The sequence below is a fragment of the Streptomyces sp. JW3 genome (assembly GCF_052216785.1).
Lineage (GTDB): Bacteria > Actinomycetota > Actinomycetes > Streptomycetales > Streptomycetaceae > Streptomyces.
The window spans coordinates 42,770-68,447 of record NZ_JBQOUX010000001.1 but is presented as its reverse complement, the minus strand read 5'-3'; the positions used below and the strand labels follow the sequence as shown (position 1 = coordinate 68,447).

The following is a 25,678-nucleotide window of genomic DNA, read 5'->3' as shown; positions in this document are numbered from 1 at the left end:
TCCAGACTTGTCAAGCTGGAACGGGGTTCCAGCACCTGTGCCAAAATGGCCGCATGGCAGCGACCAGGACCACCCGCCGCACCGAGCGCCGCGAGAACCCGCTCTCCCGCGAGCGCATCGTCGAGGCCGCGATCGAGCTGCTCGACACGGCGGGCGAGGGCGGGCTCACCTTCCGGGCCCTGGCCGAACGCCTGGCCACCGGGCCCGGCGCGATCTACTGGCACGTCACCGGCAAGGACGAACTCCTGCTCGCCGCGACCGACGCCGTGGTCACCGCCGCCGTGCCCCCCGCGACCGCCGGTGCCACCCCGCAGGACACCATCCGCGCCCTCGCGCTCGGGGTGTTCGACGCGATCGACGCCCATCCGTGGGTCGGCACGCAGCTCAGCCACTCCGCCATGGACGCGCCGATTCTGCGGCTCTTCGAAGGGCTCGGCCGCCAGGTCCAGGCGCTCGGTGTGCCCCGTGCCGTGCAGTTCACGGCCGCGTCGGCGCTGCTGAACTACGTGGTCGGCGTGGCCGGCCAGAACGCGGCCACCGCCCGCACGGTCCAGCCGGGCACCGACCGCACCGAGTTCCTGACCGCGATGGCCGCCGCCTGGGCACGGCTCGATCCCGAGAAGTACCGCTTCGTCCGGGACATCGCGGGCGACCTGCCGCACCACGACGACCGGGTGGAGTTCCTGGCCGGCATCGACCTCATCCTCACCGGCATCGCGCCCCGTGCCCGACCCGCGTGACCCATGAACGACCCGCGTGAGGAGACCGGCCCGGCAGCCGTACTGTCCGCCCTCGGCCCCCGCCTGCGCACCCTCCGCCAGTCGCGCGGCACCACGCTCGCGCAGCTCAGCGCGACCACCGGCATCTCGGTGAGCACCCTGTCCCGGCTGGAGTCGGGCCACCGCGAGCCGACACTCCGCCATCTGCTGCCGCTGGCCGAGGCGTACCGCGTCTCACTGGACGAACTGGTCGGCTCCCGCACCGGCGACCCGCGCGTGCACCCCCAGCCCTTCCTCCGCCACGGCCAGACCTGGCTCCCGCTCACCCCGCACCTGGGCGGCCTGAACGCCTACAAGCAGATCCTCCCGGCCCCGGCCACCCCGCGCACCACCCGCCCCGAACAGGGCTCCCACGAGGGCTACGAATGGCTGTACGTACTCTCCGGCCGCCTGCTCCTCGCCCTCGGCGACCACGACGTGGTCCTCTCGGCGGGCCAGACCGCGGAGTTCGACACGCGCGTCCCGCACGGCATGGCCAACGCGGGCGACCGCCCGGTGGAATGGATCGCGCTGTACGGCGCCCAGGGCGAGCGCATGCAGGCACGGGTCCGCCCGGCCGATCCCTGAGCCCTACGGGAGGGCTCACCCCTCGGCGATCACCACGGCCGACGCGACTCCCGCGTCATGGCTGAGCGACACGTGCCACGAGGTCACCCCCAGCTCGGCGGCGCGGGCCGCCACCGTCCCCCGCACCCGCAGCCGGGGCCGTCCACTGTCCTCGACGTACACCTCGGCGTCGGTCCACAGCAGCCCGCCGGGCGCGCCCAACGCCTTGGCCAGCGCCTCCTTCGCCGCGAACCGGGCGGCCAACGAGGCGGCCCCCCGCCGCGCCCCGCCCGGCAACAGCAACTCCCGCTCCAGGAAAAGCCGCCCGGCCAACCCGGGCGTCCGCTCCAGCGACGCCGCGAACCGCTCGATCTCGGCCACGTCGATCCCGACCCCGATGATGCTCATCCGGGCACCTTACGGGGCGTCCTGCTCCGCCTCTTCACCGAAGAGGTCCTCGGCCCGTGCGACCGTTCCAGCCCGGTCGAGCCAGTCGTCGAGCCGGGCGAGATCCTTGCAGTCGGTAACGCGGGCACGCACGTCACCCGAGACGTTGAGGCCACGCACTTCCAGGACACGCAGAACGCCTTCCGCCTTGCCCTTGGCCTCGCCTTTGGCCTCGCCTTTGGCCTCACCGTCGTAGTACGCCTCCTCGAAGACCGTTCCCCGGCCCGGAAAGTAAGAAATAACCATCTTCTCCAGCTCCCTCCACATGTCTCGGGCCGGAGTGTTCTCCAGGCCCACTTCCAGCAGTTCCGCCCAGTACTTGGCGGTGGGTTTGTCGAACGACCGCATTCCGCGGGCCAGCAGCTCCAGTATGGCGCCGACGCCGGGGCTTTCGCTGTGCACGATCGCGGAGAACGTCGCCAGCGCCGGCTGCTGTGCCACCGCCGACTCGTCGGTGATCTCCGGCACGCTGTCCGGACCGAGCACGAACGGGTAGGTGACTTGCGAGTTCCAGGGTCCGACCCGGCATTCGAACGGCCCCGCCGCCCAGTTCGCCGTGGCCCTGCTGCGGCAGACGGCGACGAGCAGCACCGGCAGACCGAACTTGGCCCGCAAGTACGCGACGTAGTACGCCCAGTTGGTGCCCTTGTCCGGAGCTTTACGGGTCTGAGCCTCGACGGCGAGGAGAAAGGCGTCCCCCTCCGACGGCTCGACCCTGAGCACCGTGTCCACCCGGCGCTCCAGCGGCTTCAACTCCGTGGCGTCTGGCGTCAGAAGCTCGATGCTCGCTTTCGCGGGCGGACGCATACCCAACGCCTCGAAAATCGGTGCGAGTACCTCCGGATGGTCCTGGAAAATCCGGTGCGAGGTCTCGTGAGTCGATGTGACCATGTGCGCAACCTATTCCGCGAAGGGGATCAAAATTACGCCACATGGATGACGTTCACTCTTTCGAGTAACGAAAAAACGTTCACGCCGCCCGCAATTCGCACCACACACACTTGCCGTTATCGCCCTCCCGGACCAGCGGATGCCAGCCCCAGAGATCGGCACAGGCCCGCACGAGTTCCAGTCCCCGCCCATCCTCGGCGTCCAGCCCCCGGTCGGCGGGAAGCGGCGGCTCCGGCGGTGACGGGTCCGCGTCCCAGGCGCCGATCCGCAGGACGCCGTTCCCGGACCAGCGCACCCGCAGGGCGGCCGGCCCCTCGGTGTGCCGTACGGCGTTCGATACCAGCTCCGTGGCGAGCAATTCCGCCACGTCGACCAGGCGGATCAGTCCGTGCATCGTGAGGATCAGCCGGAGGGTGCGCCGGCATACGGTGACGGCGCGGACGTCGTTGGGGATGTGGAGGGAGTACTCCCACGGGTCGGTTTCGGGCATGCGGCGACTTCCGTTCGGTGAAGGGTGACTGTGGGCGGCGACCGGTGTCATTGCCACGTCCGCCACGGCAGGGCGGAGCGGTGCGCTTCCGGCGCCCCGGCATTCCGCAGCGTGTGCGGCGCATCACCGAAGCTAGGTCTAACCGATTAGGTATCGCAAGCTGCTCGCGTAATCTGACTCCGAACGAGTCGCGCCCACTGGCGCGTTGAAAGGAGCAACGATGGCGTTGCGGCGCGAACCAACAGCACGTCAGCTGCGCCTGGCGGTCGAACTGCGCAGACTCCGCGATGCCGCTGGTCTCGCAACCCGCGAGGCGGCGGCGCTACTGGGAGTGAGTTCCGCACAGATCAGCCAGATCGAGATGGGCCTGGCCGGGGTCAGCGAAAAGCGCCTGCGCCGCCTCGCCGGCCACTACTCCTGCACAGACCAGGCGCTCATCGACGCCTTGGTCGCCATGGCGACCGACCGGACGCGCGGTTGGTGGGAGGAGTACCGCGGGCTGCTCCCCACCCCGTTCCTCGACCTCGCGGAGCTGGAACACCACGCCAGGTTCGTACGAGACGTCCAGTTCCTGTACATCCCCGGCCCCCTCCAGACGGAGCACTACGCCCGCTCCATCTACAGCGACAACATCCCAGAACTCCCCGACGACGAGTTGGAGCTGCGCGTCCGGCACAGGATGCAGCGCAAGGTGATCCTTGACGGCGATGAACCCACGCCGTACGAAGCGATCATCCACGAAGCGGCGCTCCGCATCCGGGTCGGCGACCGTGCCACGCTGCGAGCCCAACTCGCCGACCTCCTTGAACGCTCCGAGGCCGAACACACCACCGTGCGGGTCATTCCCTTCGATCTGGAGGGCTTCGGCGGGTCCTGGACGCCCGTGATGCTGGCGGGCGGTGCCGTGCCTCGGCTGGACACAGCCGTCCGCGATGCGCCTCACACCGCCGCCTTCCTCGATTCCGAGGCACAGCTCAGCGTTCTTCGAACACTCCTCCGTAAACTGAAGACCGCGTCGCTCGACCCCACGCGCTCGCGTGATTTCATCCACCGCCTGTGCAAGGAAGTGTGAGCACCTCGTGATCGCCCTCGACAACTGGCGCAAGTCCTCTTACTCCAGTGCCGGTGACGGCAGCTCCTGCGTGGAGATAGCCCACTCCCCCACCCACATCGCCATCCGCGACTCCAAGACCCCGGCGTCCGCCACCCTCACCTTCCCCGCCCCCGCCTTCACCCCCTTCCTCGCAGCCCTGCGCGCTCACTCCACCGTCACCGACTTCGCCAGGTTCCGCGGCTGATCCACCTCGTTCCCCCGTGCCGTCGCCAGCTCGCAGGCGAAGACCTGCAACGGCACCGTCGCCACCATCGGCTGCAGCAGCGTCGGGGTCACCGGCACCCGGACCAGATGGTCGGCGTACGGCGTCACCGCCTCGTCGCCCTCCTCCGCGATGACGATGGTGCGGGCGCCCCGGGCGCGGATCTCCTGGATGTTGGAGACGATCTTGTCGTGCAGGACGGACCGCCCGCGCGGGGACGGGACCACCACGACCACCGGCACGTCCGCCTCGATCAGCGCGATCGGCCCGTGCTTCAGCTCCCCCGCCGCGAAGCCCTCGGCGTGCATGTAGGCGAGTTCCTTGAGCTTGAGGGCGCCTTCCAGGGCGACCGGATAGCCCACGTGCCGGCCCAGGAACAGCACCGTGTCCTTCGCGGCGAGGGACCGCGCCAGCTCCCGTACCGGCTCCATGGTTCCAAGGACCCTCTCCACCGCTTCCCCGATGCCCGCCAGGTCCCGGATCACCGCGCGGATCTCGTCGCCCCACTTGGTGCCGCGCACCTGCCCCAGGTACAGCGCGACCAGGTAGCAGGCCACCAGCTGCGTCAGGAACGCCTTGGTCGAGGCCACCGCCACCTCCGGCCCGGCGTGCGTGTACAGCACCGCGTCGGACTCGCGCGGGATGGTGGAGCCGTTGGTGTTGCAGATGGCGAGCACCTTCGAGCCCTGCTCACGGGCGTGCCGCAGCGCCATCAGCGTGTCCATGGTCTCGCCGGACTGGGAAATGGCGATCACCAGCGACCGCTGGTCGAGGATCGGATCGCGGTAGCGGAACTCGCTCGCCAGCTCCACCTCGCACGGAATCCGCGTCCAGTGCTCGATGGCGTACTTGGCGATCAGCCCGGCGTGGAACGCCGTACCGCACGCCACGATCACCACCTTGTCGGTCTCGCGCAGCTCGTGCGCCGGGATCCGCACCTCGTCCAGGGTCAGTGACCCCTCCGCGTCGATCCGGCCCAGCAGCGTGTCCGCGACCGCCTTCGGCTGCTCGGCGATCTCCTTGAGCATGAAGGAGGCGTGCCCGCCCTTCTCGGCGGCGGAGGCGTCCCAGTCGACGTGGTAGGCCCGTACGTCGGCGGGGGAGCCGTCGAAGCCGGTCACCGTGACCCCGTCCCGGCGCAGCTCGACCACCTGGTCCTGGCCGAGTTCCAGGGCCTGGCGGGTGTGCGCGATGAACGCCGCCACGTCGGAGGCGAGGAAGGACTCGCCCTCCCCGACCCCCACCACCAGCGGCGAGTTGCGGCGGGCGCCGACCACCACGTCCGGCTCGTCCGCGTGCACCGCGACCAGCGTGAACGCCCCCTCCAGGCGCCGGCACACCAGCCGCATGGCCGCCGCCAGGTCGGCGCAGGCCGAGTACTCCTCGGCGAGCAGGTGGGCGACCACCTCGGTGTCGGTCTCGGAGCCGAGGTCGTGCCCGCGCCCGGCCAGCTCCGCGCGCAGCGCGGCGAAGTTCTCGATGATGCCGTTGTGCACCACGGCGACCCGGCCCGCGTTGTCGAGGTGCGGATGGGCGTTGGCGTCGGTGGGGCCGCCGTGCGTGGCCCACCGGGTGTGGCCGATGCCGGTGGTCCCGGCCGGCAGCGGCCGCTCGGCCAGCTCCTTCTCCAGGTTGACGAGCTTGCCGGCCCGCTTGGCGGGGGCCAGCCCGCCGTCCGCGAGCACGGCGACGCCCGCCGAGTCGTATCCCCGGTACTCCAGTCGCTTCAGCCCGGCCATGACCACGTCGAGCGCCGACTGCGAGCCCACATATCCCACGATTCCGCACATGAACGGCAGACTACGGTCAGTCCCGATCAAGAACCTGCCGGATCGTGCCCGATATCGGAAATTCCCACCCCCGCGGAACCCGGCCGGGCGACGTGACCCACTCCACCCCGCACTCTGTTCAAACTCCGTTAACAATGGACTGTGATCTCTCCGGTCCCCCCGACGGCCTCCACCGCGGCCTCCACCGCGGCCTCATCGACGGCTCCATCGACCTCCCGGAGCGCCCACCGGCACCGGCCGGAGGCGACTCCCTACGTCGACCTCACCCGCGCCGAGTGGAGCGCGCTGCGCGAGAAGACGCCGCTGCCGCTCACCGCCGAGGAGGTGGAGAAGCTGCGCGGCCTCGGCGACGTCATCGACCTCGACGAGGTCCGGGACATCTACCTCCCGCTCTCCCGCCTGCTCAACCTCTACGTCGGCGCCACCGACGGCCTGCGCTCCGCGCTCAACACCTTCCTCGGCGAGCAGGGCTCCCAGTCCGGCACCCCGTTCGTGATAGGCGTCGCCGGGTCGGTCGCGGTCGGCAAGTCCACCGTCGCCCGGCTCCTCCAGGCCCTGCTGTCCCGCTGGCCCGAGCACCCGCACGTCGAGCTGGTGACGACGGACGGCTTCCTGCTGCCCACCCGGGAGTTGGAGGCGCGCGGCATGATGGCCCGTAAGGGCTTCCCGGAGTCCTACGACCGCCGCGCCCTCACCCGCTTCGTCGCCGACATCAAGGCGGGCAAGGCGGAGGTCACGGCGCCCGTCTACTCGCACCTGATCTACGACATCGTCCCCGGCGAGAAGCTGACCGTGCGCCGCCCGGACATCCTGATCGTCGAGGGCCTCAACGTCCTGCAGCCCGCCCTGCCCGGCAAGGACGGCCGCACCCGGGTCGGCCTCGCCGACTACTTCGACTTCAGCGTGTACGTGGACGCCCGCCCCGAGGACATCGAGAGCTGGTACCTGAACCGGTTCAAGAAGCTGCGCGCGACCGCCTTCCAGAACCCGTCCTCCTACTTCCGCAAGTACACCCAGGTCTCCGAGGAGGAGGCGCTCGACTACGCCCGCACCACCTGGCGCACCATCAACAAGCCGAACCTGATCGAGAACGTCGCCCCCACCCGGGGCCGTGCCACCCTGATCCTGCGCAAGGGCCCGGACCACAAGGTGCAGCGCCTGCACCTGCGCAAACTGTGACCCCGCGGCGGGCCGCCTGACGGTTGAATAGGCGCATGCTGCATCTGCGCCTGATCACCCCGCCGGAACAGACCGACGAGGTGGTCCGTCTCCTGGACACCACCGTCGGCACCGCCCACCTGGTCGTGCTGCCCGGCGCGGCCCGCTCCCCGGCCGGTGACGTGGTGATGTGCGACGTGGCGCGCGAGGCGGGCGACGACCTCATCAACGGGCTGCGCGGACTCGGCCTGCAACGGCACGGCGCCATCACCGCCGAGGACATCGACCTGTCACTGTCCGAGTACGCCGACCGGGCCGAGGAGGAGGCACCGGGCGAGGGCGCGGACGCGGTGCTGTGGGAGCAGCTCCAGGAGGCCACCCACGAGGAGTCGACCCTCTCCGTCACCTACGTCGCCTTCATCACGCTGGCCACGATGATCGCGGCCTGCGGTGTGGTGCTGGACAACGCGATCCTGATCGTCGGCGCGATGGCGGTCGGCCCGGAGTTCGGCCCGCTGGCCGGCATCTGCACCGCCGCCGTCCAGCGTGCCCCGCGCCTCGCGCTGCGCTCGGCGATCGCCCTGCTGGCGGGCTTCGCCGTCGCCATGGCGGTGACCGCCGCGTTCAGCGTCTTCATGGACTCCGTCGGCCTGTTCACCGAGGCCAAGCTGGAGGGCGAGCGCCCGAACACCGGCTTCGTCTACGCCCCCGACTGGTTCTCGTTCGTGGTGGCGGTGCTGGCCGGCGCCGCCGGGATGCTCTCCCTGACCTCGGCGAAGTCCGGCGCCCTGGTCGGCGTCGCCATCTCGGTCACCACGGTCCCGGCCGCCGCCAACGCGGCCGTGGCCCTGATCTACGGCGACACCCACCAGGGCTGGCGCTCGACCGAACAGCTCCTGCTGAACCTGCTGGGCATCATCGTGGCCGGCACCCTGACCCTGCTGCTCCAGAAAACCCTGTGGGCGGCAATGAAAAAACGCCGGTCGGAAAAGCGCCTTTAGGGGCGCGGGGCTGTATCGATCTGCGGCTCCGCCGCGTGGGCGCGACAAGCCACGACGAACCAGCAGCCCGCAACGCACCGCATCACCCCTCCGCGACCCGGCGACGGAAACTACCCCAGCGCCGACTTCACCGAATCAGCCAACCGCCCCGCCACCGCCCGAGCCTGCTCGATGTCCGCCGCCTCGACCATGACCCGCACCAGCGGCTCCGTACCGGAGGGACGCAACAGCACCCGCCCGGTGGCCCCCAGCTCCCGCTCCGCCTCGCCGACCGCCGTCGCCAGCTCCGCCGACGTCCGCACCCGCGACTTGTCCACGTCCGGCACATTGACCAGTACCTGCGGCAGCCGCTCCATGACCGACGCCAGGTCCCGCAGCGTACGGCCGGACTGCGCGACCCGCGCCGCCAGCAGCAGCCCGGTCAGCGTGCCGTCGCCGGTGGTGGCGTGGTCCAGCACGATGACGTGGCCGGACTGCTCGCCGCCCAGCGCGTACCCGTGCTGCTTCATCTCCTCCAGCACGTACCGGTCGCCGACCCCGGTCTGCACGAACTGGATGCCCTCGCGCTCCATGGCCAGCTTGAAGCCGAGGTTGGACATGACGGTGGCGACCACCGTGTCCGAGCGCAGCGCGCCCCGCTCCCGCATCGCCAAGGCCAGCACGGCGAGGATCTGGTCGCCGTCCACCTCCGCGCCGGTGTGGTCCACGGCCAGGCACCGGTCGGCGTCGCCGTCGTGCGCGATGCCGAGGTCGGCGCCGTGCTCGACGACGGCGGCGGTCAGCTTCTCCAGGTGGGTGGAGCCGCAGCCGTCGTTGATGTTGAGGCCGTCCGGTTCGGCGCCGATGGTGACGATCTCGGCGCCGGCCCGTGCGAACGCCTCCGGCGAGACCCGCCAGGCCGCGCCGTGCGCCTCGTCCAGGACGATCTTCAGCCCGTCCAGCCGGTTCGGCAGCACGCCGACGAGGTGGGCGACGTACTGGTCGAGCCCTTCCTTGTACTCCCGCACCCGCCCGACGCCGCCCCCGGTCGGCCGGTCCCAGGGCGCCCCGGTGCGATGCTCGGCGTAGACGGCCTCGATGCGGTCCTCCAGCTCGTCGGCGAGTTTGTGACCGCCGCGGGCGAAGAACTTGACCCCGTTGTCCGGCATGGCGTTGTGGCTCGCGGAGAGCATCACGCCCAGGTCGGCGCCGAGCGCGCCGGTGAGATGGGCGACCGCGGGCGTCGGCAGCACACCGACCCGCAGCACGTCCACGCCGGCGCTGGCCAGCCCGGCGACGACGGCGGCCTCCAGGAACTCCCCGGACGCCCGCGGATCACGTCCGACCACGGCGGTCGGCCGGTGCCCCTCGAAGGTGCCCACCTCGGCCAGTACGTGCGCCGCGGCGACGGAGAGGCCGAGCGCCAGCTCAGCCGTCAGATCCGCGTTGGCGACACCGCGCACGCCGTCCGTGCCGAAGAGTCGTCCCACTTGTCCTCCTGAGGAATCGTCAGATGCACACCGCACTGACATCCGAACCGACATCCGATCACATAAGCCTTTGAGCGTCTTGTGCCGTTATACGCCCCCGCCTGTGGATAAACGAACGCCCCGGCGGCACAAAGGGCGTGCCGCCGGGGCGTTCGGAGTACGCGCGGGGCGCGTGGGGCTTAGCGCTTGCTGTACTGCGGAGCCTTGCGGGCCTTCTTCAGACCGGCCTTCTTCCGCTCGACCGCGCGGTCGTCGCGGCGCAGGAAGCCGGCCTTCTTGAGGGCGCCGCGGTTGTTGTCGACGTCGGCCTCGTTCAGGGCACGCGCGACACCGAGGCGCAGGGCACCGGCCTGGCCGGAGACGCCGCCGCCGGAGATCCGGGCGATGACGTCGTAGCGGTCGTCCAGCTCGAGCACCTTGAAGGGCTCGTTGACTTCCTGCTGGTGCACCTTGTTCGGGAAGTAGTCCTCGAGGGTGCGGCCGTTGATCTTCCACTTGCCGCTGCCCGGGACGATCCGGACGCGGGCGATGGCGTTCTTGCGGCGGCCCAGGCCGGCGGCCGGCTGCGGCTCGCCGAAGCGGGAGGCCATCGACTCCGTGGTGTACTCGCCCTCGACGGGCACCTCGGACTCGGTGGTGTAGCTCTCGATGTCGACGAGCTCGGTCTCTTCGAGCGGCTGCTCGGCAGTGGTCTCAGCCACGATTCTCCTCAGATTCTCTTCAGCTTTAAGGGGGTGGCCGGACTTACTGCGCGACCTGGGTGATCTCGAACGGCTGCGGCTGCTGCGCGCCGTGCGGGTGCTGGTCACCCTTGTAGACCTTCAGCTTCGAGAGCATCTGACGGCCCAGCGTGTTCTTGGGGAGCATGCCCTTGACGGCCTTCTCGATGGCCTTCTCCGGGTTCTTGTCCAGCAGCTCGTCGTAGCGGACGGAGCGCAGACCGCCCGGGTAGCCCGAGTGGCGGTAGGCCATCTTCTGGGTCCGCTTGTTGCCGGAGAGGTGCACCTTGTCGGCGTTGATGATGATGACGAAGTCACCGGTGTCGACGTGGGGCGCGTAGATCGGCTTGTGCTTGCCACGCAGGATGGAGGCCGTGGTGGAGGCCAGACGGCCCAGGACGACGTCCTGAGCGTCGATGACGTGCCACTGGCGCGTCACATCGCCGGGCTTGGGGCTGTACGTACGCACGGTTCGTAGCCTTCGCTTCGAGTGAATGGTCCATAACTGGTCACCGAAACGATCACGACAGCCTGGACCGCACTGCGGCGACGCATACCGCGTACGTGGGTCGCTGGTCATCGGCCCGGTGGACCGGTGTAAGGGCCCGTCCCGTGAGAATGAGCAAGCCAATACACAACGAACAAGCAGGATACCGGGGTGCCCCAGAAGGGTCAAAACGAGGGCTCACCCGGACCCGCTGTCCACCTCCAGCGTACGTGACCGGTCACCGCTGCCGCCCGGAGCCCGCCGTCCCCGGCGCCCCACGGCCCCCGCCGCCACCGTCACCGCCAGCACACCCAGCGTGAAGGCGTCCTTGAAGGCCCGCCGCTCCGCCGCCTCCAGCCAGGGCCAGGTCACCCCGGGCAGCTGCGGCACCAGCGCCACCCAGCACCCCGGCCGCCGGGCCACCGAGTCCGGGTCCGGCAGGCCGGCCAGCAGCAGCGGCACGACGACCAGCAGATAGTGGTCGTAGGAGGGCCGGGAGACCAGGAACGCGGAGAGCATCAGGCCGGCCGCGGTCTCGGCGTACCGCAGCGGCCCGGGATCGGCCCGCCGCCAGCGCAGCCGGGCGCACAGCACCCCGGCGCCCGCCGCGAGCAGGGCGAGCCCTTCGGCGAGCGGCACCGGCACGCCGAGCCGGGGCAGCACGGCCGCCGGGGACGCCTCGTACAGCCGCACGAAACCGTCGTCGCCGCGCAGCAGGAAGGGGAGGGTGCGGGTGAAGAACCCGGCCGGGTCCGGCAGCAGCAGCGCCGCCGCCCCGGAGGCGAGGGCCGGTACCAGGACGGCCGCCGCCAGCGCCCGCCACCGCCCGGCCAGTACGAAGAGCAGGACGACTGGCGCGAGCAGCGGCTTCAGCGCCACCGCGACCCCGACCACCACCCCGGCCGCGATCCACCGCCCCCGGTAGGCGAGCAGCAGGCACAGCGGCAGCGCGACGGCCGCCGTGACCGTCCAGTTCCCCAGCCGCACCAGGTGCCCGAACGGCGCGAAGCAGGCCGCCAGCCCGGTCAGCCCCAGCACGCCGAGGCGGCTGCCCCGCGCCACTCCGTGCAACCGCAGCGCACACCCCCACCCCGCCGCCAGCAGCCCGGCCACCACCACCGGCACCACCACCCGCAGCACCGCCTGCGGCAGCAGCGCCTGCGGTACGGCGGCCAGCACCGCGCTCGGAAAATAGAGGAAGTGGGGATCGTCATAGGGGTCGCCGCCGGCCAGCCAGGACCGCGCCGCCCGCACCACGATCGCGTTGTCCATCCCGCCGTCCGAGGTCACGCGGGCGGTATGCGCCGCGAGTGCCCCCAGCACCGCCGCGAGCACCACCCACGCCACCCGCCCCGCGGGCCGCCCCAACCACCCGGAGATGTCACCTTTACCCGTATTGCCCGTCCACATGGACGGAACGCTAGGCGCTGCGCTCCCTGTGGACACGGACCAGCACGCCACCCGTCCCGTCTAAGATGCGCCTCATGAGCTTTGGGCAGGGGGGACCCGACTCCCAGTGGGATCCCTGGACACCGAATTCCCAACAGCAGCAGCAGCCTTGGAGCGGCGGCGGTGGCGACACCCCGGACTGGGCGGCGCTCGCCGAGGCGTCCGAGGCGCGCGCCAAGCGCCGCCGGCTGCTGTTCGTCGGCGGCGGGGCGCTGGCCACCGTGGCGGTGGCGGCCGCCGTGGCGGTGGCCGTGGTCTCGGCGGACGGCTCGGGCCAGGCGTCCGACTCGCCGTCGTCCCAGCTGCCGAGCGCGGCCGAGCTGCCGAGCGCGTCGGCCGCGGCGCCGTCGTTCGCCCCGACCAGCGCGCCGCCCCCGCTGGACCCGAAGGACTTCATCTCCAGCGCGAAGAAGGACACCGCCGCGCTCGGCCCGGAGACCCTGTTCCCCGGCACCCAGCTGACCATGGGCGAGACGGTCTACAAGAAGGGCCCCACGGCCGACACCCGCACCTGCTCCTCGGCCGCCCAGCAGACCCTGCCGAAGGTCCTCGAGGCCAACGACTGCACCCGGCTGATGCGGGTCACCTACACCAAGGACGACATCGCGGTCACGGTCGGCGTGGCCGTCTTCGACACCGCGGCGAAGGCGACCGGGGCCAAGTCCGGCGCCGACACGAAGAGCATCGTCAAGCCGCTCTCCGGCGGCGGCGTCGACTCCTTCTGCACCGGCGAGGTCTGCCGCACCACCACCAACTCCTACGGCCGCTACGTCTACTTCACCATCGCCGGGCACACCGACGGCAAGGACGTCACGGAAAAGGACACGGCGGCCTTCCAAATCGGCGACGACCTGGGCAAGTTCACCTTCCGCCAGATCCACCGACGGGGGGAGGCACAGGCTTCGGCGGCGGCCCAGTAGCCCCTCAGGAGGCCGACGGCATCGTGTCGAACCAGCCCACGCCGCCGTCTCGGAACTCCTCGGCCGCCTGCTCGGCCTGCTTCGCCGTGAGGGCCTGGCCGGTTCGGTGGTACATCCAGTCGACCTTCATGTCCCAGGCGCGGTCACCGGTGAACGGCAGGTCGACGAACCAGGTGTTGAAGTTGACGGCCATGTCGGCCCGCGGGGCGTACGCCGCGCCGCTGCGGTAGAGGGTCTCGCCGTCGATGCTGTAGGTGACGGCGTCCTTCTCGACCACGATCATCAGGGTGTGCCAGCCGGCCAGGCTTTTCTCGGTCTTGCGAGTGACCCGGTCACCCTTGTCGGCGTTCCGCCAGGTGGTGGTGTCCAGCTTGGGCCCGGACGCACCCCAGCCGCCGTTCGGCATGTACTCGTAATCGAGTTCGGCGTATTTGTTGCCGGAGCCTCCGATGGTGAAGAAGGTCTGATTGACATGGTCGCCGTTCTCGCCGGCGGTCGGCTCATCGGTGAAGTGGACGCGCGCCGCGTAGGTGCCGATACGGAACTTCGCCTCCTTCGTACCGACGGCGGCCTGCTGGGTGCCGGCCGTCGTGCCGTCGGTGACGGTGCGCAGGTTGAGCACCTGCCCGCCTGACGGCTCGTCATCACTGGGGAAGGAGACGCCCTTGCTGGTCCACGTGTCGTCGATGCCGGGCCCGCCCTCACTGGTCCGCACCAGCCAGCCGTGCTTGAACAGCGCCGTGTCCTTCGGGCCCAGGTAGTTGAAGTCGTCGAAGAAGGCGCCCTCGGGCAGTACGGGAGCAGTCTTGACGCCCGGCTTCGGTGAGGTCGTGGTCCCGGCGCCGTCACCACCGGGCTCCTCGCCCCACACCAGGGCACCACGCTTGTAGGCCGGGACCCGATCGGAGTTCTGGTAGGTCCGCTTCGAGGCGTCGTAGGACCAGTCGCCGTCCTGCTGCACCGGCTTGCGGTCGGTCCGGTAGAGCTGGATCTCCAGTCCGCGGCTGTTCGCGCCGGGCTTCAGCGCGCCCGCCTTGGCACTGAACCCGAGCTCCAGGTAGTGATCGGCGCCCTCGTGGGGGGTGTCCATGGTGACCACGGTGCCCGTCAGGTTCGAGCAGCCCACCACCGCTTCCACACAATTGAAGCCGTACGCCGCGTCGTCCTCGGCGGTGAAGTAGTACCGCAAGGCGACATCGCTCAGGGGCACGGTCTTCTCGGAGGTGTTGAACACCTCCAGCCATGGCCGGACGGCGTCGGCCTCCGCCTTGGTCGCCGTCCGGTAGCGGACGGTCAGCTCTGGGTCCTCCGGGTTGAAGTGGTTCCACACCGGCTTCGCGGCCAGCACACCGCCGGCGAGAACGGCCACCACGAGCAGGACCTTGAACATGCGGGCCACGCCGCTACGACGGCGAGGCTGACGGCGGGACGCCACGGAGGGACTCCTTCAGAGGCGCGAGTGGTGCGCCCGTCGGATGGATCGGCAAGACAAAGGGGCCGACTCTCGATCACGTAGAAGGGTTGTACGAGTTTTAACGTGACAATCACAACTGTGCGAGCCATGTGAACACTTGTGTGGATCTTGTTACTCTTCTCGCTCCTTTATTCGATGGCTGACTGTGCGCCGAGGCCGGGGGGCTTGGGTGGCGCCGGGGTGGGGACGTATCACCGTGAACCGAAACTCGTCGGTCGATCTCGTGATCATCGGGCTCGGCTACGTAGGGCTGCCGCTTGCCCGGGCAGCAAGCGCTTCCGGTCTGAAGGTCGTGGGCCTCGACCGCAGCCCGACGGTGGTGCGGGGACTGTCGTCGGGGACTTCACACATCGACGACATCAGTGACACCGATCTGCGCACCATGCTCGATCAGGGTTTCCGGGCGGTGTCCGCACCCGAGATCATCGCGGACGCGGCGGCCGTCGTGATCTGTGTCCCCACACCGCTGACCGAGCACGGCGCGCCCAACCTGGGCGCGGTGGACTCCGCGGTCGCGGACATCGCAGCCCACCTCAGACCGGGCACCCTCGTGGTCCTGGAGTCCACCACGTACCCGGGCACCACCGACGAGATCGTCCGCCCTCGCCTGGAGGCGGGCGGCCTGAAGGCGGGCATCGACTTCTACCTCGCCTTCTCCCCCGAGCGCATCGACCCGGGGAACCCGACCTACGGCCTGGAGAACACGCCCAAGGTCGTCGGCGGCACCACCCCGGACTGCACCAAGGCGGCCCGCGCGCTGTACGAGCGGTTCGTGGGCAGTGTGGTGGAGGCCAAGGGGACCCGTGAGGCCGAGATGGCCAAGCTGCTGGAGAACACCTACCGGCACGTCAACATCGCCCTCGTCAACGAGATGGCGATGTTCTGCCGTGAGATCGGCGTCGACCTCTGGGACGCCATCGGCTGCGCCTCCAGCAAGCCCTTCGGCTTCGCCCCCTTCTATCCGGGGCCCGGCGTCGGCGGTCACTGCATCCCGATCGACCCGAACTACCTTTCCTACAAAGTACGTTCGCTCGGCATACCGTTCCGCTTCGTGGAGCTGGCCCAGGAGATCAACCAGCGCATGCCCGCCCACGTCGTCTCGCGCGCCGCCGACCTGCTCAACCAGCAGGGCAGACCGATCCGCGGCTCACGCGTCCTCCTGCTCGGCGTCACCTACAAGCCGGACATCTCCGACCAGCGGGAGAGCCCAGCGGTGGACGTGGCCGAGCTGCTGCTCGCCCGCGGCGCCGAGCTGGCCTACTACGACTCCCGCGTCGCGGACTGGACCGTCGAGGGCACCCCCGTGCCCCGGGTCGAGGACTACCTCGCCGGCGCCGCCGAGGCCGACCTGACCATCCTTCTCCAGCAGCACAGCGAGCTGAACCTGGCCGAGCTGGCCGACCAGGCCCGCCTGCTCTTCGACACACGCGGCAAATCGGCCGACCATCCTCAGGTGGTCAAGCTGTGACCGACACCTCCGACACTTCGGAAACCTACATACCGGGCGCCGTCGACTCCGACGGCCGCCGCCGGCACCGGCGACGACGGCATCTGAAGGTCTCGTACTTCGTCTTCCTCGCCATCGCCGCCGTCATCGTCACCAAGCTCGACCCCGAATCCCTCCATCTGTACTCGTTCGGGGCGCTGGCCCTGCTCGCCCTGAAGATGTTCGGGGCGCTCTTCTACCGGCCCGCGAAAGCGGACCGCGAGGAGTTGCTGCTCCTGGACAACTCCTGGGTCACCGCGGTCATCCCGATCTACAACGAGGACCCGGTGATGTTCGAGCAGGGCATGCGCAGCCTGCTCGCGCAGAGCCGGCTCCCCAACGAGATCCACATCATCGACGACGCGAGCGCCGATTCCTCGGGCATCAAGGCCGCCAAGAAGCTGCGTCGTGAGTTCGAGGCGCGCGGCGTGAAGTACACGGTCAGCGTCCAGCCCGAGAACAAGGGCAAGCGAGAGGCACTCGCCCTCGGCTTCCAGGCAGCGCCCTACTCCGACCTGTTCCTGTGCGTGGACTCGGACACGATCCTGTCCCGGGACACGGTCCGTGAGCTGCTGCTGCCCATGGCCAACCCGAAGATCATGGCCTCCACCGGCATGGTCCTCGCGCTCAACCACGACAGCAACATCTTCACCCGCCTCCAGGACCTGCGGTACGGTAACTCGTTCCTGTTCGAGCGGGCCGCGTACTCCCGGCTGAAGTCCGTCCTGTGCTGCTGCGGCGCGCTCTCCGTGTACCGCGGCACCCTGGTGCGCAAGTACCTGCCGGACTTCCTCAACCAGCAGTTCCTCGGCAAGCCGGCCGTCTTCGGCGACGACCGGCGTATGACGAACTACTGCCTGATGGAGGGGCAGGTCGTCTTCCAGGAGACGGCCGTCGGTTACACCGCCGTCCCCGAGAAGCTGCCGCACTTCCTGCGCCAGCAGGTGCGCTGGAACAAGTCCTTCTTCCGCGAGTCCCTGTGGGCCTTCACCCACCAGAAGAAGTACCGGCCCGCCTTCTGGCTGACCTGCATGGAACTCGCGCTGTGGCTGGTCTTCGGCTCGGCGATGTTCTACTCCATGGTCATCCTGCCGGTCATGCAGCCGGAACGATTCGTCAACCACCTCGGCGACTATCTGGTCTTCATGGTGCTCATGGGGTACCTGCGCAACGTCCGTTACCTCGACTTCCCACGCCGCGGCATGGGCCTCATCAAGCGGTTCGGGATGTTCCTGCTGGCTCCGCTGTACGGCGTCATCCAGTTGGTCCTGCTGACCCCGCTGCGTTTCTACGCACTGCTCACCCTGCACAAGGGGAGCTGGGGCACCCGTCAGGGCGGCGTGGAGGTGTCTGTCGCCGGCGACCACGAGCAGGACGTCTCCGCGGTCTACGAGGAGGAGGACGAGTACTCCTCCCAGCAGGTCTCCTCGACCATCGAGATGATGCGCCTGGAGGGCATCGCCCTGGCCCGTACGACGCCGCACGCCGCACGCCCCGACCCGACCACCGTGACACAGGTGCACCCCGCCCACACCCAGGGCGAGTTGCACGACATGGGCCGCAACGTGCCCCAGCAGCAGGTGGCGTGGAACGGCGCGCCGCAGCAACAGCCTCTCCCCCAGCAGGTCTACGGCACACCGCGGTACGAGCAGCCGTACCCCGTCCAAGAGCAGGTCTCCTACCCGCAGCACACCCAGGCGTACGACCACTGGCAGGGCCAGTACGTCCAGGGTCACGACCAGCAGCCGTACGTCCCGCACATTCCGCAGCATCCGCAGGTGCCCTACCCCCAGCAGGTGCAACAGCACTGGACCCCGGACGGCCGGCCGTACCACCCGGAGTATCAGGACAACGGCTGGCCGGAGGAGAACCGCTAGCCTCGGTCAGGCGTGGTAAGCCATGGCCTCCTGCACGGTGAGCACCTCGATACCGCGCTCGCGGATCTCGGTGACCAGGGTGCGCAGACCGGTCTGGCTGATCTCGGTGCTCGCGGTGGGCGCATCGGCGACGATCCGGTGCAGGCACAGGATCAGCCAGCAGCCGCTGCGGGCACAGCGGTCGAGCGCACCACCTGGACCGATCACCCGGCTCAGCGCCGCACCACCGATACCCGTTCCGTCGGTGACCCCGGTCAGCGCCTTGAGCCGGTGCGGCATGGCCGGCGCGAAACTCTCGATGGTCTCCGAGACGATCGAGCGGGCCGTGGTGAAGTGGCGGGCGGCGAGCTGATCGACGGGTACCCCGTCGGTGGTCTTCTGGAATGCTCCGTGCGGATAGGCGAAATGCTCACTGGTGAAACCGTTGCCGACGAGCCATTCTCGGAGTTTTACGAAATCCGCGTCGACTTCTTGAGCCGTTAGTTTCGGGTAACTCGCCGTGTGCGTCGCAGCGGCGAACGAGTGCCCGGCCATTTCCCAGCCCGAAGCATCCTGGAGCGAGCGCATCTGCCCGAGGTTCACGTAAGTACCAGTACCGATCACGTCGGCGATGTTGTAGAGCGTGCCCGGAATTCCCCACGGGTCCATGACCGGACGAGCCAGATCGTGGACGGACTTGTGCGAGTCGTCGAAGGTCAACGACACCACGCCTGCGGGGAAGACGGATACCGTATCAGACACAAGTTCGATTACTTGCAGATGGTAGGTCACCGGCGCCGACGCATCGTCGTAGACCGCGAACGACATGTCGGTGAACCCCGACCGCGCGGACGGGACACCCTGTGCGGAGAGGGAGTACGCGCCGGACGCGGCGCTGACGTCGGCCCACTGGAGATGGACCGTCACCCACTCCCCCGACTGCGCGTAGTTGGCCGCCGCTCCGGTCCCATGCGTGTGCACCCGCCAGCTGAAGGCGTTCTTCAGCCCGGAACTGCCGAGGTAGAACTGGATCCTGCTGAGGTGGGTGACGTCCGTGACCCGGAAGACGAGCCGGATCATCTTGCCGGTGAGATTCATGACGCTCATACCGCTCTTGCGGACGTACGACTGAACACCGGTACCCGCGGTGGTCACCCGCACAGATGCGGCACCACGGGTGAAGACGGCGGTGTCGGCTGGGTTCGTCGATGCGGTGCCCGCGCCGCCCGCCGTCCAGCCGTGCCCCGGCTGGAACTGCTGGCTCCAGGTCGCCCGACGGTGGCGCGGCCGTCGTCCGGCCGGAGCGTACGGCGGCGCTCCCAGGCCCTCGGTCGGCCCGGCGTCCGCGGCGACCACCGCACCCGTCCCGCCGGCCACGGCCAGACCGCCCGCCCCCATCGCCCGCAACGCGGAGCGTCTGTCCATCGTGAATTCCTTACGGACCTTCCACGCCATGGCTTCCCTCCAGCGACGGAATTTTTAAGTGCCCAATGTAACTGGCCTGACAGTAGGATGACCATTGGCGGGTGGGGATGAATGAAATTGGGGAATCGCTCCTCCACTTAGCCGTTACAAGCCCCCGGGGGGGGCTGTTTTTACACACAGGAGGGGTTCATGAAAAGACGTTCTTCCGTACTGCGCCGCGGGACACGTGCCGTGGGCGTGGCCGCGCTGCTGGCGGCGGGCCTGGCCGCGGGGGGTGGCTGGCCGGCCACCGCGGCCGACAGCACGTGGTGCGGCCCGACCGGAGGATTCACCCACTGCCGGGTCTTCGCGTTCACCGGCGCCGCCGAGAACTTCGCCGTACCGCTCGGCGTGGAACAACTCGACGTCCGTGCCTGGGGTGAAGGCGGTGACGGCAATCCCTTCGCCAACGGCGGCGCGGGCGCGTACGTGGCGGGCACGCTCGATGTCACCCCCGGTGAGCAGCTCACCGTCAGGGTCGGCGGCTACTACTACGGCGAGTCCTACGGCGACGCGCTCGGTGGACAACCGTCCGGCACCTGGGGCGAAAAGGGCGGCGCCAGCTCCGCGGTCCGCACCGCCGACGGTTCCGCGCTGGTCGTCGCCGCCGGTGGCGGTGGCGGCGGTCTCGGCGTCACCGGGCACGGCCGGGCCGGGGGCGGCGGCGCCCCGGACGGCCAAGACGCGATCGAGGAAGCCCTCGGTGGCAGGGGTGCGCACGGCGCCCAGGGGGGTGCGGCCGGCGGGGCCGGCGGCGAAGCCGGCGCGGACGCCACGCAGGGCGGTGCGGGCGGGGATTCCACCGACGGTGGTGGCGGTGGTGGGGCGGGCTACGCGGGTGGTGGCAGCGGCGCCGGCAAGACCGCGGCGGGCCACGGCGGCAGCGGCGGTGGCGGCTCCAGTTACGCTGCGGCGGAGCGCGTCACCGACGTACGGATGCTGAGCAGCGACAGCACCGTGCCTCCGGCGAAGGACGACCCGTTCTGGGTGTCCAGCCCGTTCAACGACCCGGTGCTCTCCGGTGTCGCCGAGGGCGGACCGAACGGCCCTGGCGGCGACGGTCGCGTCGTCTTCCAGTGGCAGGATCCCAAGGGGATACCCCTGGTCACCGAGCTGACCCGGGAGTCCGGCGACGACCAGACCGTCCTCCCGCTCTTCTTCTCCGATCCGATGGTGGTGCTGGCCCGCGACAAGGACGGCGAGCCGGTCGCCGGCCAGAAGGTGACCTTCGCCCTGGAGGATCCCGAGGCACTCAAAGTGAAGTGGGACGACGAGGGTCTCACCGAGGTGTACACGGACGACCAGGGCCGCGCGGCGTCCCCCGCCGTCCTCACCGGCGAGGCCGCGGGCGCGTTCTCGGTGCGGGCCACGTCCGGGGCGGCCTCCACGGCCTTCACCGCGCACGTCGGACGGACCAGCCACGCCCTTACGATCACCGGCGGCGACGAGCAGCGGGCCGAACCCGGTACCGCCTTCGCGGAGTCGCTGGCCGTCAGGGTGACGAAGGACGGCGCCCCAGCGGTGGACACCGAGGTGACCTTCGCCGTCGAGGGCGACGCGGAAGACGCCCCGGTCTTCGCCGACGGCGCGGGCACCGTGCTGGCGACCACCGACGCCGACGGCAGGGCCACGGCCGCCGAACTGATCGCCGGTCAGACGCCGGGCGTCTACACCGTGCTCGCGTCGGCCGGCGGTACCACGATCCGGTTCACCGTTGAGGTGACCGAGAAGCAGGCCGCCGACTCCCCGTCGCCGAGCACCTCGGAAACGTCATCCACGGCACCGACCGACTCGGACGGCTCGGGCGGCACATCCGCACCGGGCGGCTCCGGATCCCTGGCCTCGACCGGCGCCGCGGACCTCGGCACGCTCGCCGCAGCGGCCCTGGCGCTCGCCGCGCTCGGCTGGGCAGCGACGCGGTTCGGACGCCGCGCACGTACGCGCTCCCACGCGCAAGGGCTGACCTGACTGAAGGGGGATCCGCCGCCACGGCTCCCCCCTTCAGTGCACCTGCCCCCGCACCCGCCGCGCCGCCCGCTGCCGCTTCGCCAACAACCCGTCCGCCGGATAAGCAACCTCCTCCAACGTCAGCCCATGCGCCCGCACCACATGCACCGCACTGTCCCGCACCCCCGCGTCCAGCACCTTCCGCGGCCACTCCACCCCGCGGTGCCCGTCCCCCACGAACAGCAACGCGCCGACCATGGACCGCACTTGGTTGTGGCAGAAGGCGTCGGCCCGCACCTCGATCTCGATGACCCCGTCGGCGGTGCGGCGGGCCCCGAAGTCGAGGATCTCCCGGACCGTCGTCGCGCCCTCGCGCTTCTTGGCGTACGCGGCGAAGTCGTGCTCGCCGACCAGGGTCTTGGCCGCCGCGTCCATCGCGGCGACGTCCAACTCCCAGTCGTGCCACAGCACATGACCGCGCAGCAGCGGGTCGACGCCGCCCGGCCGGTCACCGACCCGGTAGACGTAGCGCCGCCACAGCGCGGCGAACCGCGCGTTGAACCCGTCCGGCGCCTCGGTCAGCGCCCACACCCGGACGTCCTTCGGCAGCCGCCCGGCCAGCCGCTTCAGCAGCTTCTCCCGGTGCGTCTCCCACACCTCCGCCGGCAGATCCACATGCGCGACCTGCCCGCGCGCGTGCACCCCGGCGTCGGTCCGTCCGGCCACGGTCAGCTCGTACGTCGTCTCCCCCGACCGGGTGACCGTCCGCAGCGCGTCCTCGATCTCCCCCTGCACGGTCCGCCGCCCGCCGGCCTGCTTGGCCCACCCGGAGAAGGCGGTCCCGTCGTAGGACAGATCGAGCCGGATCCGCACGTACCCGTCGGCTGCGCCCTCACTCACACCCAATTCCTTTCACCCACGCGAAAGCGGGCCCGCCCCTGGAAGGGAACGGACCCGCAACGCGCCCCGACAGGGGCGTGGGGCTGTATCGATATGCGGCTCCGCCGCGTGGTCGCGACCAGCTACGACGAACCCGCAGCCGCCAACCGCTCAGCACCCCGCAGACGCTTACGCGTCCTTCGACTCCTCGGCCGACTCCTCGGCGGGCGCCTCGGTGGCCTCGGCCGCCTCGGCGTCCTTCGCGGCACGCGCGGTCGCGGCCTCGGCCTCACCGGTCGCCTGCTGGGCGACGGTCAGCGCCTCGACCAGCTCGATGACGGCCATGGGCGCGTTGTCACCACGGCGGTTGCCGATCTTGGTGATCCGCGTGTAGCCGCCCGGCCGGTTCTCGTAGCGCGGGCCGATCTCGGTGAAGAGCGTGTGGACGATGCTCTTGTCCGTGATCACCTGGAGCACCTGACGGCGGTTGTGAAGGTCGCCCTTCTTCGCCTTGGTGACCAGACGCTCGGCGTACGGCCGCAGCTTGCGGGCCTTCGCCTCGGTGGTGGTGATCTTGCCGTGCTCGAAGAGCGCCTTCGCGAGGTTCGCGAGCAGCAGCTTCTCGTGCGCGGCACTGCCGCCCAGACGGGCACCCTTGGTGGGCTTCGGCATGATGTTTCTCCTAGGTGTCTGCCCCGGCCGTATCAGGTACCGGAGTCAGTATCCGAGCAGGCGGTCGCCTGTCGGAGATCCGGGGGACGCGGACGCCCCCCGGAAAACGGAACCGATCAGTACTGCTCGGTCTCCACGAACCCGGCGTCCGCGTCGTCGTCGGCGCCGAAGGCGTCCGCGGCGGCGGTCGGGTCGAACCCGGGAGGCGAGTCCTTCAGCGCCAGGCCCATACCGGCCAGCTTCGCCTTGACCTCGTCGATCGACTTCGCACCGAAGTTGCGGATGTCGAGCAGGTCCGCCTCGGACCGCGCGACCAGCTCACCCACGGAGTGGATGCCCTCGCGCTTGAGGCAGTTGTACGACCGAACGGTGAGCTCCAGCTCCTCGATCGGCAGCGCCAGATCGGCGGCGAGCGCGGCGTCCGTCGGGGACGGACCCATGTCGATGCCCTCGGCGTCGATGTTCAGCTCGCGGGCCAGACCGAACAGCTCGACCAGGGTCTTGCCGGCCGACGCCATGGCGTCGCGCGGCCGCATCGCCTGCTTGGTCTCGACGTCGACGATCAGCTTGTCGAAGTCGGTGCGCTGCTCGACACGGGTGGCCTCGACCTTGTACGTGACCTTCAGCACCGGCGAGTAGATCGAGTCGACCGGGATCCGGCCGATCTCCTGGCCGACCTGCTTGTTCTGCACGGCGGAGACGTAGCCGCGACCGCGCTCGACGGTCAGCTCCATCTCCAGCTTGCCCTTGCCGTTGAGCGTGGCGAGGACCAGGTCGGGGTTGTGCACCTCGACACCGGCCGGCGGCGCGATGTCGGCGGCGGTGACCAGACCCGGGCCCTGCTTGCGCAGGTACATCACGACCGGCTCGTCGTGCTCCGAGGAGACGACCAGCTGCTTGATGTTGAGGATCAGGTCGGTGACGTCCTCCTTGACGCCCGGCACGGTGGTGAACTCGTGCAGGACACCGTCGATCCGGATGCTGGTCACAGCCGCACCGGGGATCGACGACAGGAGCGTACGGCGCAGGGAGTTGCCGAGGGTGTAGCCGAAGCCCGGCTCCAGCGGCTCGATCACGAACCGGGAGCGGAATTCGTCGACGACCTCTTCGGTCAACGAGGGACGCTGAGCGATCAGCATGAAGAGAATCCTTCAGTCAGGGGCACCCGCTATTTGATGCCCGACTTGATACTGCAAGGGTACGGGCGGCACGGCCCGAAGGAGCCGTACCGCCCGGAACCGCGAACCGTGAAGCGACGAACGTCAGACGCGACGGCGCTTCGGCGGCCGGCAGCCGTTGTGCGGGGTGGGCGTGACGTCCTGGATGGAGCCGACCTCAAGACCGGTCGCCTGAAGCGAACGGATGGCGGTCTCGCGACCCGAGCCCGGGCCCTTCACGAACACGTCGACCTTGCGCATGCCGTGCTCCTGCGCGCGACGGGCAGCCGACTCGGCGGCCATCTGCGCGGCGAACGGCGTGGACTTCCGGGAGCCCTTGAAGCCGACGTGGCCGGCGGAGGCCCAGGAGATCACGTTGCCGGTCGGGTCCGTGATGGACACGATCGTGTTGTTGAACGTGCTCTTGATGTGCGCGTGGCCGTGAGCGACGTTCTTCTTTTCCTTGCGGCGCACCTTCTTGGCAGCGCCCTGACGACCCTTGGGGGGCATCTATAACTCCTACGGGGAGGTGGTCGGTCCTACAGCGAAGACCGCTGATGAAGCGTTGTCCGCTGAGGACTACTTCTTGCCCGGCTTCTTCTTGCCGGCGATGGCGCGACGCGGGCCCTTGCGGGTACGAGCGTTCGTGCTGGTGCGCTGACCACGGACCGGCAGACCACGGCGGTGACGCAGACCCTGGTAGGTACCGATCTCGACCTTGCGGCGGATGTCGGCCTGGATCTCGCGACGGAGGTCACCCTCGGTCTTGATGTTGTTGTCGACGTACTCGCGGATCGCGACGAGCTGCTCCTCGGAGAGGTCGCGAACACGGGTGTTCGGGTCCACGCCGACGGCCGCGAGCGTCTGCTGCGAGAGCGTCCGGCCGATGCCGAACACGTAGGTCAGGGCGATCTCCACGCGCTTTTCGCGCGGGATGTCGACACCGGAAACGCGTGCCATTCAATGGCTCCTGGTGATCTTCGGAGGTCTTCCACAGAACCGGTTCCCCGTCCGCCGTACCAGGTACGAACCGGGTCCCCGGCCTCCGAACCGGGGGTGTCGGGCGCAGTCGCGCCCGGGTCCTGCGTATGAACATTTCAGCTCGCGTCGCGCGAAGTACTGCGAATCGCGGAGGGACGGGTCTGCGTCAGCCCTGGCGCTGCTTGTGGCGCGGGTTGTCGCAGATGACCATGACCCGACCGTGACGGCGGATCACCCTGCACTTGTCGCAGATCTTCTTGACGCTCGGCTTGACCTTCATGGGTGTGAGGTTCTCCGGGT

General features: G+C 69.7%; 26 protein-coding genes. 10 read left to right on the top strand and 16 right to left on the bottom strand.

What is annotated here, in order from left to right; genetic code table 11:
- Positions 1-53: 53 nt before the first annotated feature.
- Positions 54-740, top strand: a complete 687-nt coding sequence (locus ACTT8P_RS00415) for a TetR/AcrR family transcriptional regulator (RefSeq protein ID WP_442829426.1) — start codon at positions 54-56, stop codon at positions 738-740.
- 3 nt (positions 741-743) lie between these two features.
- Positions 744-1,346 carry a helix-turn-helix domain-containing protein gene (locus tag ACTT8P_RS00410; RefSeq protein ID WP_442829425.1) on the top strand — a complete coding sequence of 201 codons (603 nt, stop codon included), beginning with the start codon at positions 744-746 and terminating at the stop codon, positions 1,344-1,346.
- Positions 1,347-1,361: 15 nt separating this feature from the next.
- Here ACTT8P_RS00410 and ACTT8P_RS00405 read toward each other — a convergent pair whose 3' ends face one another.
- From ACTT8P_RS00405 to ACTT8P_RS00395, 3 genes are all read right to left on the bottom strand, one after another.
- On the bottom strand, positions 1,362-1,733 hold the full coding sequence (locus ACTT8P_RS00405) for a holo-ACP synthase (RefSeq protein ID WP_361157528.1): 372 nt from the start codon (positions 1,731-1,733) through the stop codon (positions 1,362-1,364).
- 9 nt (positions 1,734-1,742) lie between these two features.
- A complete protein-coding gene (locus ACTT8P_RS00400) occupies positions 1,743-2,663 on the bottom strand; it encodes a hypothetical protein (protein ID WP_442829424.1) in 921 nt (306 codons plus the stop codon).
- Positions 2,664-2,742: 79 nt separating this feature from the next.
- A complete protein-coding gene (locus ACTT8P_RS00395) occupies positions 2,743-3,153 on the bottom strand; it encodes an ATP-binding protein (protein WP_442829423.1) in 411 nt (136 codons plus the stop codon).
- A 220-nt stretch (positions 3,154-3,373) separates the two neighbouring features.
- Between ACTT8P_RS00395 and ACTT8P_RS00390 the strand changes: the two genes are divergently transcribed.
- Positions 3,374-4,225, top strand: a complete 852-nt coding sequence (locus ACTT8P_RS00390) for a helix-turn-helix domain-containing protein (RefSeq protein WP_442829422.1) — start codon at positions 3,374-3,376, stop codon at positions 4,223-4,225.
- 7 nt (positions 4,226-4,232) lie between these two features.
- On the top strand, positions 4,233-4,451 hold the full coding sequence (locus ACTT8P_RS00385; RefSeq protein WP_442829421.1) for a DUF397 domain-containing protein: 219 nt from the start codon (positions 4,233-4,235) through the stop codon (positions 4,449-4,451).
- Here ACTT8P_RS00385 and glmS read toward each other — a convergent pair.
- On the bottom strand, positions 4,412-6,259 hold the full coding sequence (glmS, locus tag ACTT8P_RS00380) for a glutamine--fructose-6-phosphate transaminase (isomerizing) (RefSeq protein ID WP_442829420.1): 1,848 nt from the start codon (positions 6,257-6,259) through the stop codon (positions 4,412-4,414). The two genes, ACTT8P_RS00385 and glmS, sit on opposite strands and share 40 nt — an antisense overlap.
- Positions 6,260-6,400: 141 nt before the next feature.
- Here glmS and coaA point away from each other — a divergent pair, with 141 nt between their 5' ends.
- Positions 6,401-7,438 carry a type I pantothenate kinase gene (coaA, locus tag ACTT8P_RS00375; protein ID WP_442829419.1) on the top strand — a complete coding sequence of 346 codons (1,038 nt, stop codon included), beginning with the start codon at positions 6,401-6,403 and terminating at the stop codon, positions 7,436-7,438.
- A gap of 35 nt (positions 7,439-7,473) precedes the next feature.
- Positions 7,474-8,418 (top strand): DUF389 domain-containing protein, encoded by a 945-nt coding sequence (locus ACTT8P_RS00370; protein ID WP_442829418.1) that lies wholly within the window; start codon positions 7,474-7,476, stop codon positions 8,416-8,418.
- Positions 8,419-8,528: 110 nt separating this feature from the next.
- Here the strand turns inward: ACTT8P_RS00370 and glmM are convergent, their stop codons facing one another.
- The 4 genes from glmM to ACTT8P_RS00350 all read right to left on the bottom strand — a co-directional run bounded on the left by glmM (position 8,529) and on the right by ACTT8P_RS00350 (position 12,503).
- The gene (glmM, locus tag ACTT8P_RS00365) at positions 8,529-9,887 is read right to left on the bottom strand and encodes a phosphoglucosamine mutase (protein WP_442829417.1); all 1,359 of its coding nucleotides are present in this window, start codon (positions 9,885-9,887) and stop codon (positions 8,529-8,531) included.
- Positions 9,888-10,066: 179 nt separating this feature from the next.
- Entirely contained in the window at positions 10,067-10,588 is a 522-nt protein-coding gene (gene rpsI, locus ACTT8P_RS00360; RefSeq protein ID WP_442829416.1) for a 30S ribosomal protein S9, read from the bottom strand.
- 43 nt (positions 10,589-10,631) lie between these two features.
- Positions 10,632-11,075: a 50S ribosomal protein L13 gene (gene rplM, locus ACTT8P_RS00355; protein WP_345623790.1), complete on the bottom strand. Its 444-nt coding sequence runs from the start codon at positions 11,073-11,075 to the stop codon at positions 10,632-10,634.
- Between the two features lie 216 nt (positions 11,076-11,291).
- The gene (locus tag ACTT8P_RS00350; RefSeq protein ID WP_442829415.1) at positions 11,292-12,503 is read right to left on the bottom strand and encodes a glycosyltransferase 87 family protein; all 1,212 of its coding nucleotides are present in this window, start codon (positions 12,501-12,503) and stop codon (positions 11,292-11,294) included.
- Positions 12,504-12,577: 74 nt separating this feature from the next.
- Between ACTT8P_RS00350 and ACTT8P_RS00345 the strand changes: the two genes are divergently transcribed.
- Complete coding sequence (locus ACTT8P_RS00345) at positions 12,578-13,462, top strand: hypothetical protein (protein WP_442829414.1); 885 nt, start codon at positions 12,578-12,580, stop codon at positions 13,460-13,462.
- Positions 13,463-13,466: 4 nt separating this feature from the next.
- Here ACTT8P_RS00345 and ACTT8P_RS00340 read toward each other — a convergent pair whose 3' ends face one another.
- A complete protein-coding gene (locus ACTT8P_RS00340) occupies positions 13,467-14,897 on the bottom strand; it encodes a cellulose binding domain-containing protein (protein ID WP_442829413.1) in 1,431 nt (476 codons plus the stop codon).
- 235 nt (positions 14,898-15,132) lie between these two features.
- On the opposite strand from ACTT8P_RS00340, the gene ACTT8P_RS00335 reads away from it, so the two are divergent.
- Positions 15,133-16,404, top strand: coding sequence for a nucleotide sugar dehydrogenase (locus ACTT8P_RS00335; RefSeq protein ID WP_442829412.1), 1,272 nt, complete (start codon positions 15,133-15,135; stop codon positions 16,402-16,404).
- Positions 16,401-18,299 carry a glycosyltransferase gene (locus ACTT8P_RS00330; protein WP_442829411.1) on the top strand — a complete coding sequence of 633 codons (1,899 nt, stop codon included), beginning with the start codon at positions 16,401-16,403 and terminating at the stop codon, positions 18,297-18,299. The genes ACTT8P_RS00335 and ACTT8P_RS00330 overlap by 4 nt, the downstream gene beginning before the upstream one ends.
- A gap of 6 nt (positions 18,300-18,305) precedes the next feature.
- On the opposite strand, the gene ACTT8P_RS00325 is transcribed toward ACTT8P_RS00330, so the two are convergent.
- Positions 18,306-19,733 carry a polysaccharide deacetylase family protein gene (locus ACTT8P_RS00325; protein WP_442829410.1) on the bottom strand — a complete coding sequence of 476 codons (1,428 nt, stop codon included), beginning with the start codon at positions 19,731-19,733 and terminating at the stop codon, positions 18,306-18,308.
- A gap of 159 nt (positions 19,734-19,892) precedes the next feature.
- Here ACTT8P_RS00325 and ACTT8P_RS00320 point away from each other — a divergent pair, with 159 nt between their 5' ends.
- Positions 19,893-21,710 (top strand): glycine-rich protein, encoded by a 1,818-nt coding sequence (locus tag ACTT8P_RS00320; protein ID WP_442829409.1) that lies wholly within the window; start codon positions 19,893-19,895, stop codon positions 21,708-21,710.
- Between the two features lie 33 nt (positions 21,711-21,743).
- Here ACTT8P_RS00320 and truA read toward each other — a convergent pair whose 3' ends face one another.
- The 6 genes from truA to rpmJ form a co-directional block, all read right to left on the bottom strand.
- Positions 21,744-22,589 carry a tRNA pseudouridine(38-40) synthase TruA gene (gene truA, locus ACTT8P_RS00315; protein WP_442829408.1) on the bottom strand — a complete coding sequence of 282 codons (846 nt, stop codon included), beginning with the start codon at positions 22,587-22,589 and terminating at the stop codon, positions 21,744-21,746.
- A 168-nt stretch (positions 22,590-22,757) separates the two neighbouring features.
- Positions 22,758-23,240 carry a 50S ribosomal protein L17 gene (gene rplQ / locus ACTT8P_RS00310; protein ID WP_442829407.1) on the bottom strand — a complete coding sequence of 161 codons (483 nt, stop codon included), beginning with the start codon at positions 23,238-23,240 and terminating at the stop codon, positions 22,758-22,760.
- Positions 23,241-23,356: 116 nt separating this feature from the next.
- Entirely contained in the window at positions 23,357-24,379 is a 1,023-nt protein-coding gene (locus ACTT8P_RS00305; RefSeq protein ID WP_003966937.1) for a DNA-directed RNA polymerase subunit alpha, read from the bottom strand.
- 123 nt (positions 24,380-24,502) lie between these two features.
- Positions 24,503-24,907 (bottom strand): 30S ribosomal protein S11, encoded by a 405-nt coding sequence (rpsK, locus tag ACTT8P_RS00300; protein ID WP_003948617.1) that lies wholly within the window; start codon positions 24,905-24,907, stop codon positions 24,503-24,505.
- 69 nt (positions 24,908-24,976) lie between these two features.
- Positions 24,977-25,357 carry a 30S ribosomal protein S13 gene (gene rpsM, locus ACTT8P_RS00295; protein WP_361157573.1) on the bottom strand — a complete coding sequence of 127 codons (381 nt, stop codon included), beginning with the start codon at positions 25,355-25,357 and terminating at the stop codon, positions 24,977-24,979.
- A gap of 187 nt (positions 25,358-25,544) precedes the next feature.
- The gene (gene rpmJ / locus ACTT8P_RS00290) at positions 25,545-25,658 is read right to left on the bottom strand and encodes a 50S ribosomal protein L36 (protein ID WP_003974245.1); all 114 of its coding nucleotides are present in this window, start codon (positions 25,656-25,658) and stop codon (positions 25,545-25,547) included.
- Between the last annotated feature and the right edge of the window lie 20 nt (positions 25,659-25,678).

Coding starts and splice junctions, on each gene's coding strand:
- ACTT8P_RS00415 (WP_442829426.1), top strand. CDS start 54: ATGGCAGCGACCAGGACCACCCGCCGCACCGAGCGCCGCGAGAACCCG.
- ACTT8P_RS00410 (WP_442829425.1), top strand. CDS start 744: ATGAACGACCCGCGTGAGGAGACCGGCCCGGCAGCCGTACTGTCCGCC.
- ACTT8P_RS00405 (WP_361157528.1), bottom strand. CDS start 1,733: ATGAGCATCATCGGGGTCGGGATCGACGTGGCCGAGATCGAGCGGTTC.
- ACTT8P_RS00400 (WP_442829424.1), bottom strand. CDS start 2,663: ATGGTCACATCGACTCACGAGACCTCGCACCGGATTTTCCAGGACCAT.
- ACTT8P_RS00395 (WP_442829423.1), bottom strand. CDS start 3,153: ATGCCCGAAACCGACCCGTGGGAGTACTCCCTCCACATCCCCAACGAC.
- ACTT8P_RS00390 (WP_442829422.1), top strand. CDS start 3,374: ATGGCGTTGCGGCGCGAACCAACAGCACGTCAGCTGCGCCTGGCGGTC.
- glmS (WP_442829420.1), bottom strand. CDS start 6,259: ATGTGCGGAATCGTGGGATATGTGGGCTCGCAGTCGGCGCTCGACGTG.
- ACTT8P_RS00370 (WP_442829418.1), top strand. CDS start 7,474: ATGCTGCATCTGCGCCTGATCACCCCGCCGGAACAGACCGACGAGGTG.
- ACTT8P_RS00350 (WP_442829415.1), bottom strand. CDS start 12,503: ATGTGGACGGGCAATACGGGTAAAGGTGACATCTCCGGGTGGTTGGGG.
- ACTT8P_RS00345 (WP_442829414.1), top strand. CDS start 12,578: ATGAGCTTTGGGCAGGGGGGACCCGACTCCCAGTGGGATCCCTGGACA.
- ACTT8P_RS00325 (WP_442829410.1), bottom strand. CDS start 19,733: ATGGCGTGGAAGGTCCGTAAGGAATTCACGATGGACAGACGCTCCGCG.
- ACTT8P_RS00320 (WP_442829409.1), top strand. CDS start 19,893: ATGAAAAGACGTTCTTCCGTACTGCGCCGCGGGACACGTGCCGTGGGC.
- rplQ (WP_442829407.1), bottom strand. CDS start 23,240: ATGCCGAAGCCCACCAAGGGTGCCCGTCTGGGCGGCAGTGCCGCGCAC.
- ACTT8P_RS00305 (WP_003966937.1), bottom strand. CDS start 24,379: ATGCTGATCGCTCAGCGTCCCTCGTTGACCGAAGAGGTCGTCGACGAA.
- rpsK (WP_003948617.1), bottom strand. CDS start 24,907: ATGCCCCCCAAGGGTCGTCAGGGCGCTGCCAAGAAGGTGCGCCGCAAG.
- rpsM (WP_361157573.1), bottom strand. CDS start 25,357: ATGGCACGCGTTTCCGGTGTCGACATCCCGCGCGAAAAGCGCGTGGAG.
- rpmJ (WP_003974245.1), bottom strand. CDS start 25,658: ATGAAGGTCAAGCCGAGCGTCAAGAAGATCTGCGACAAGTGCAGGGTG.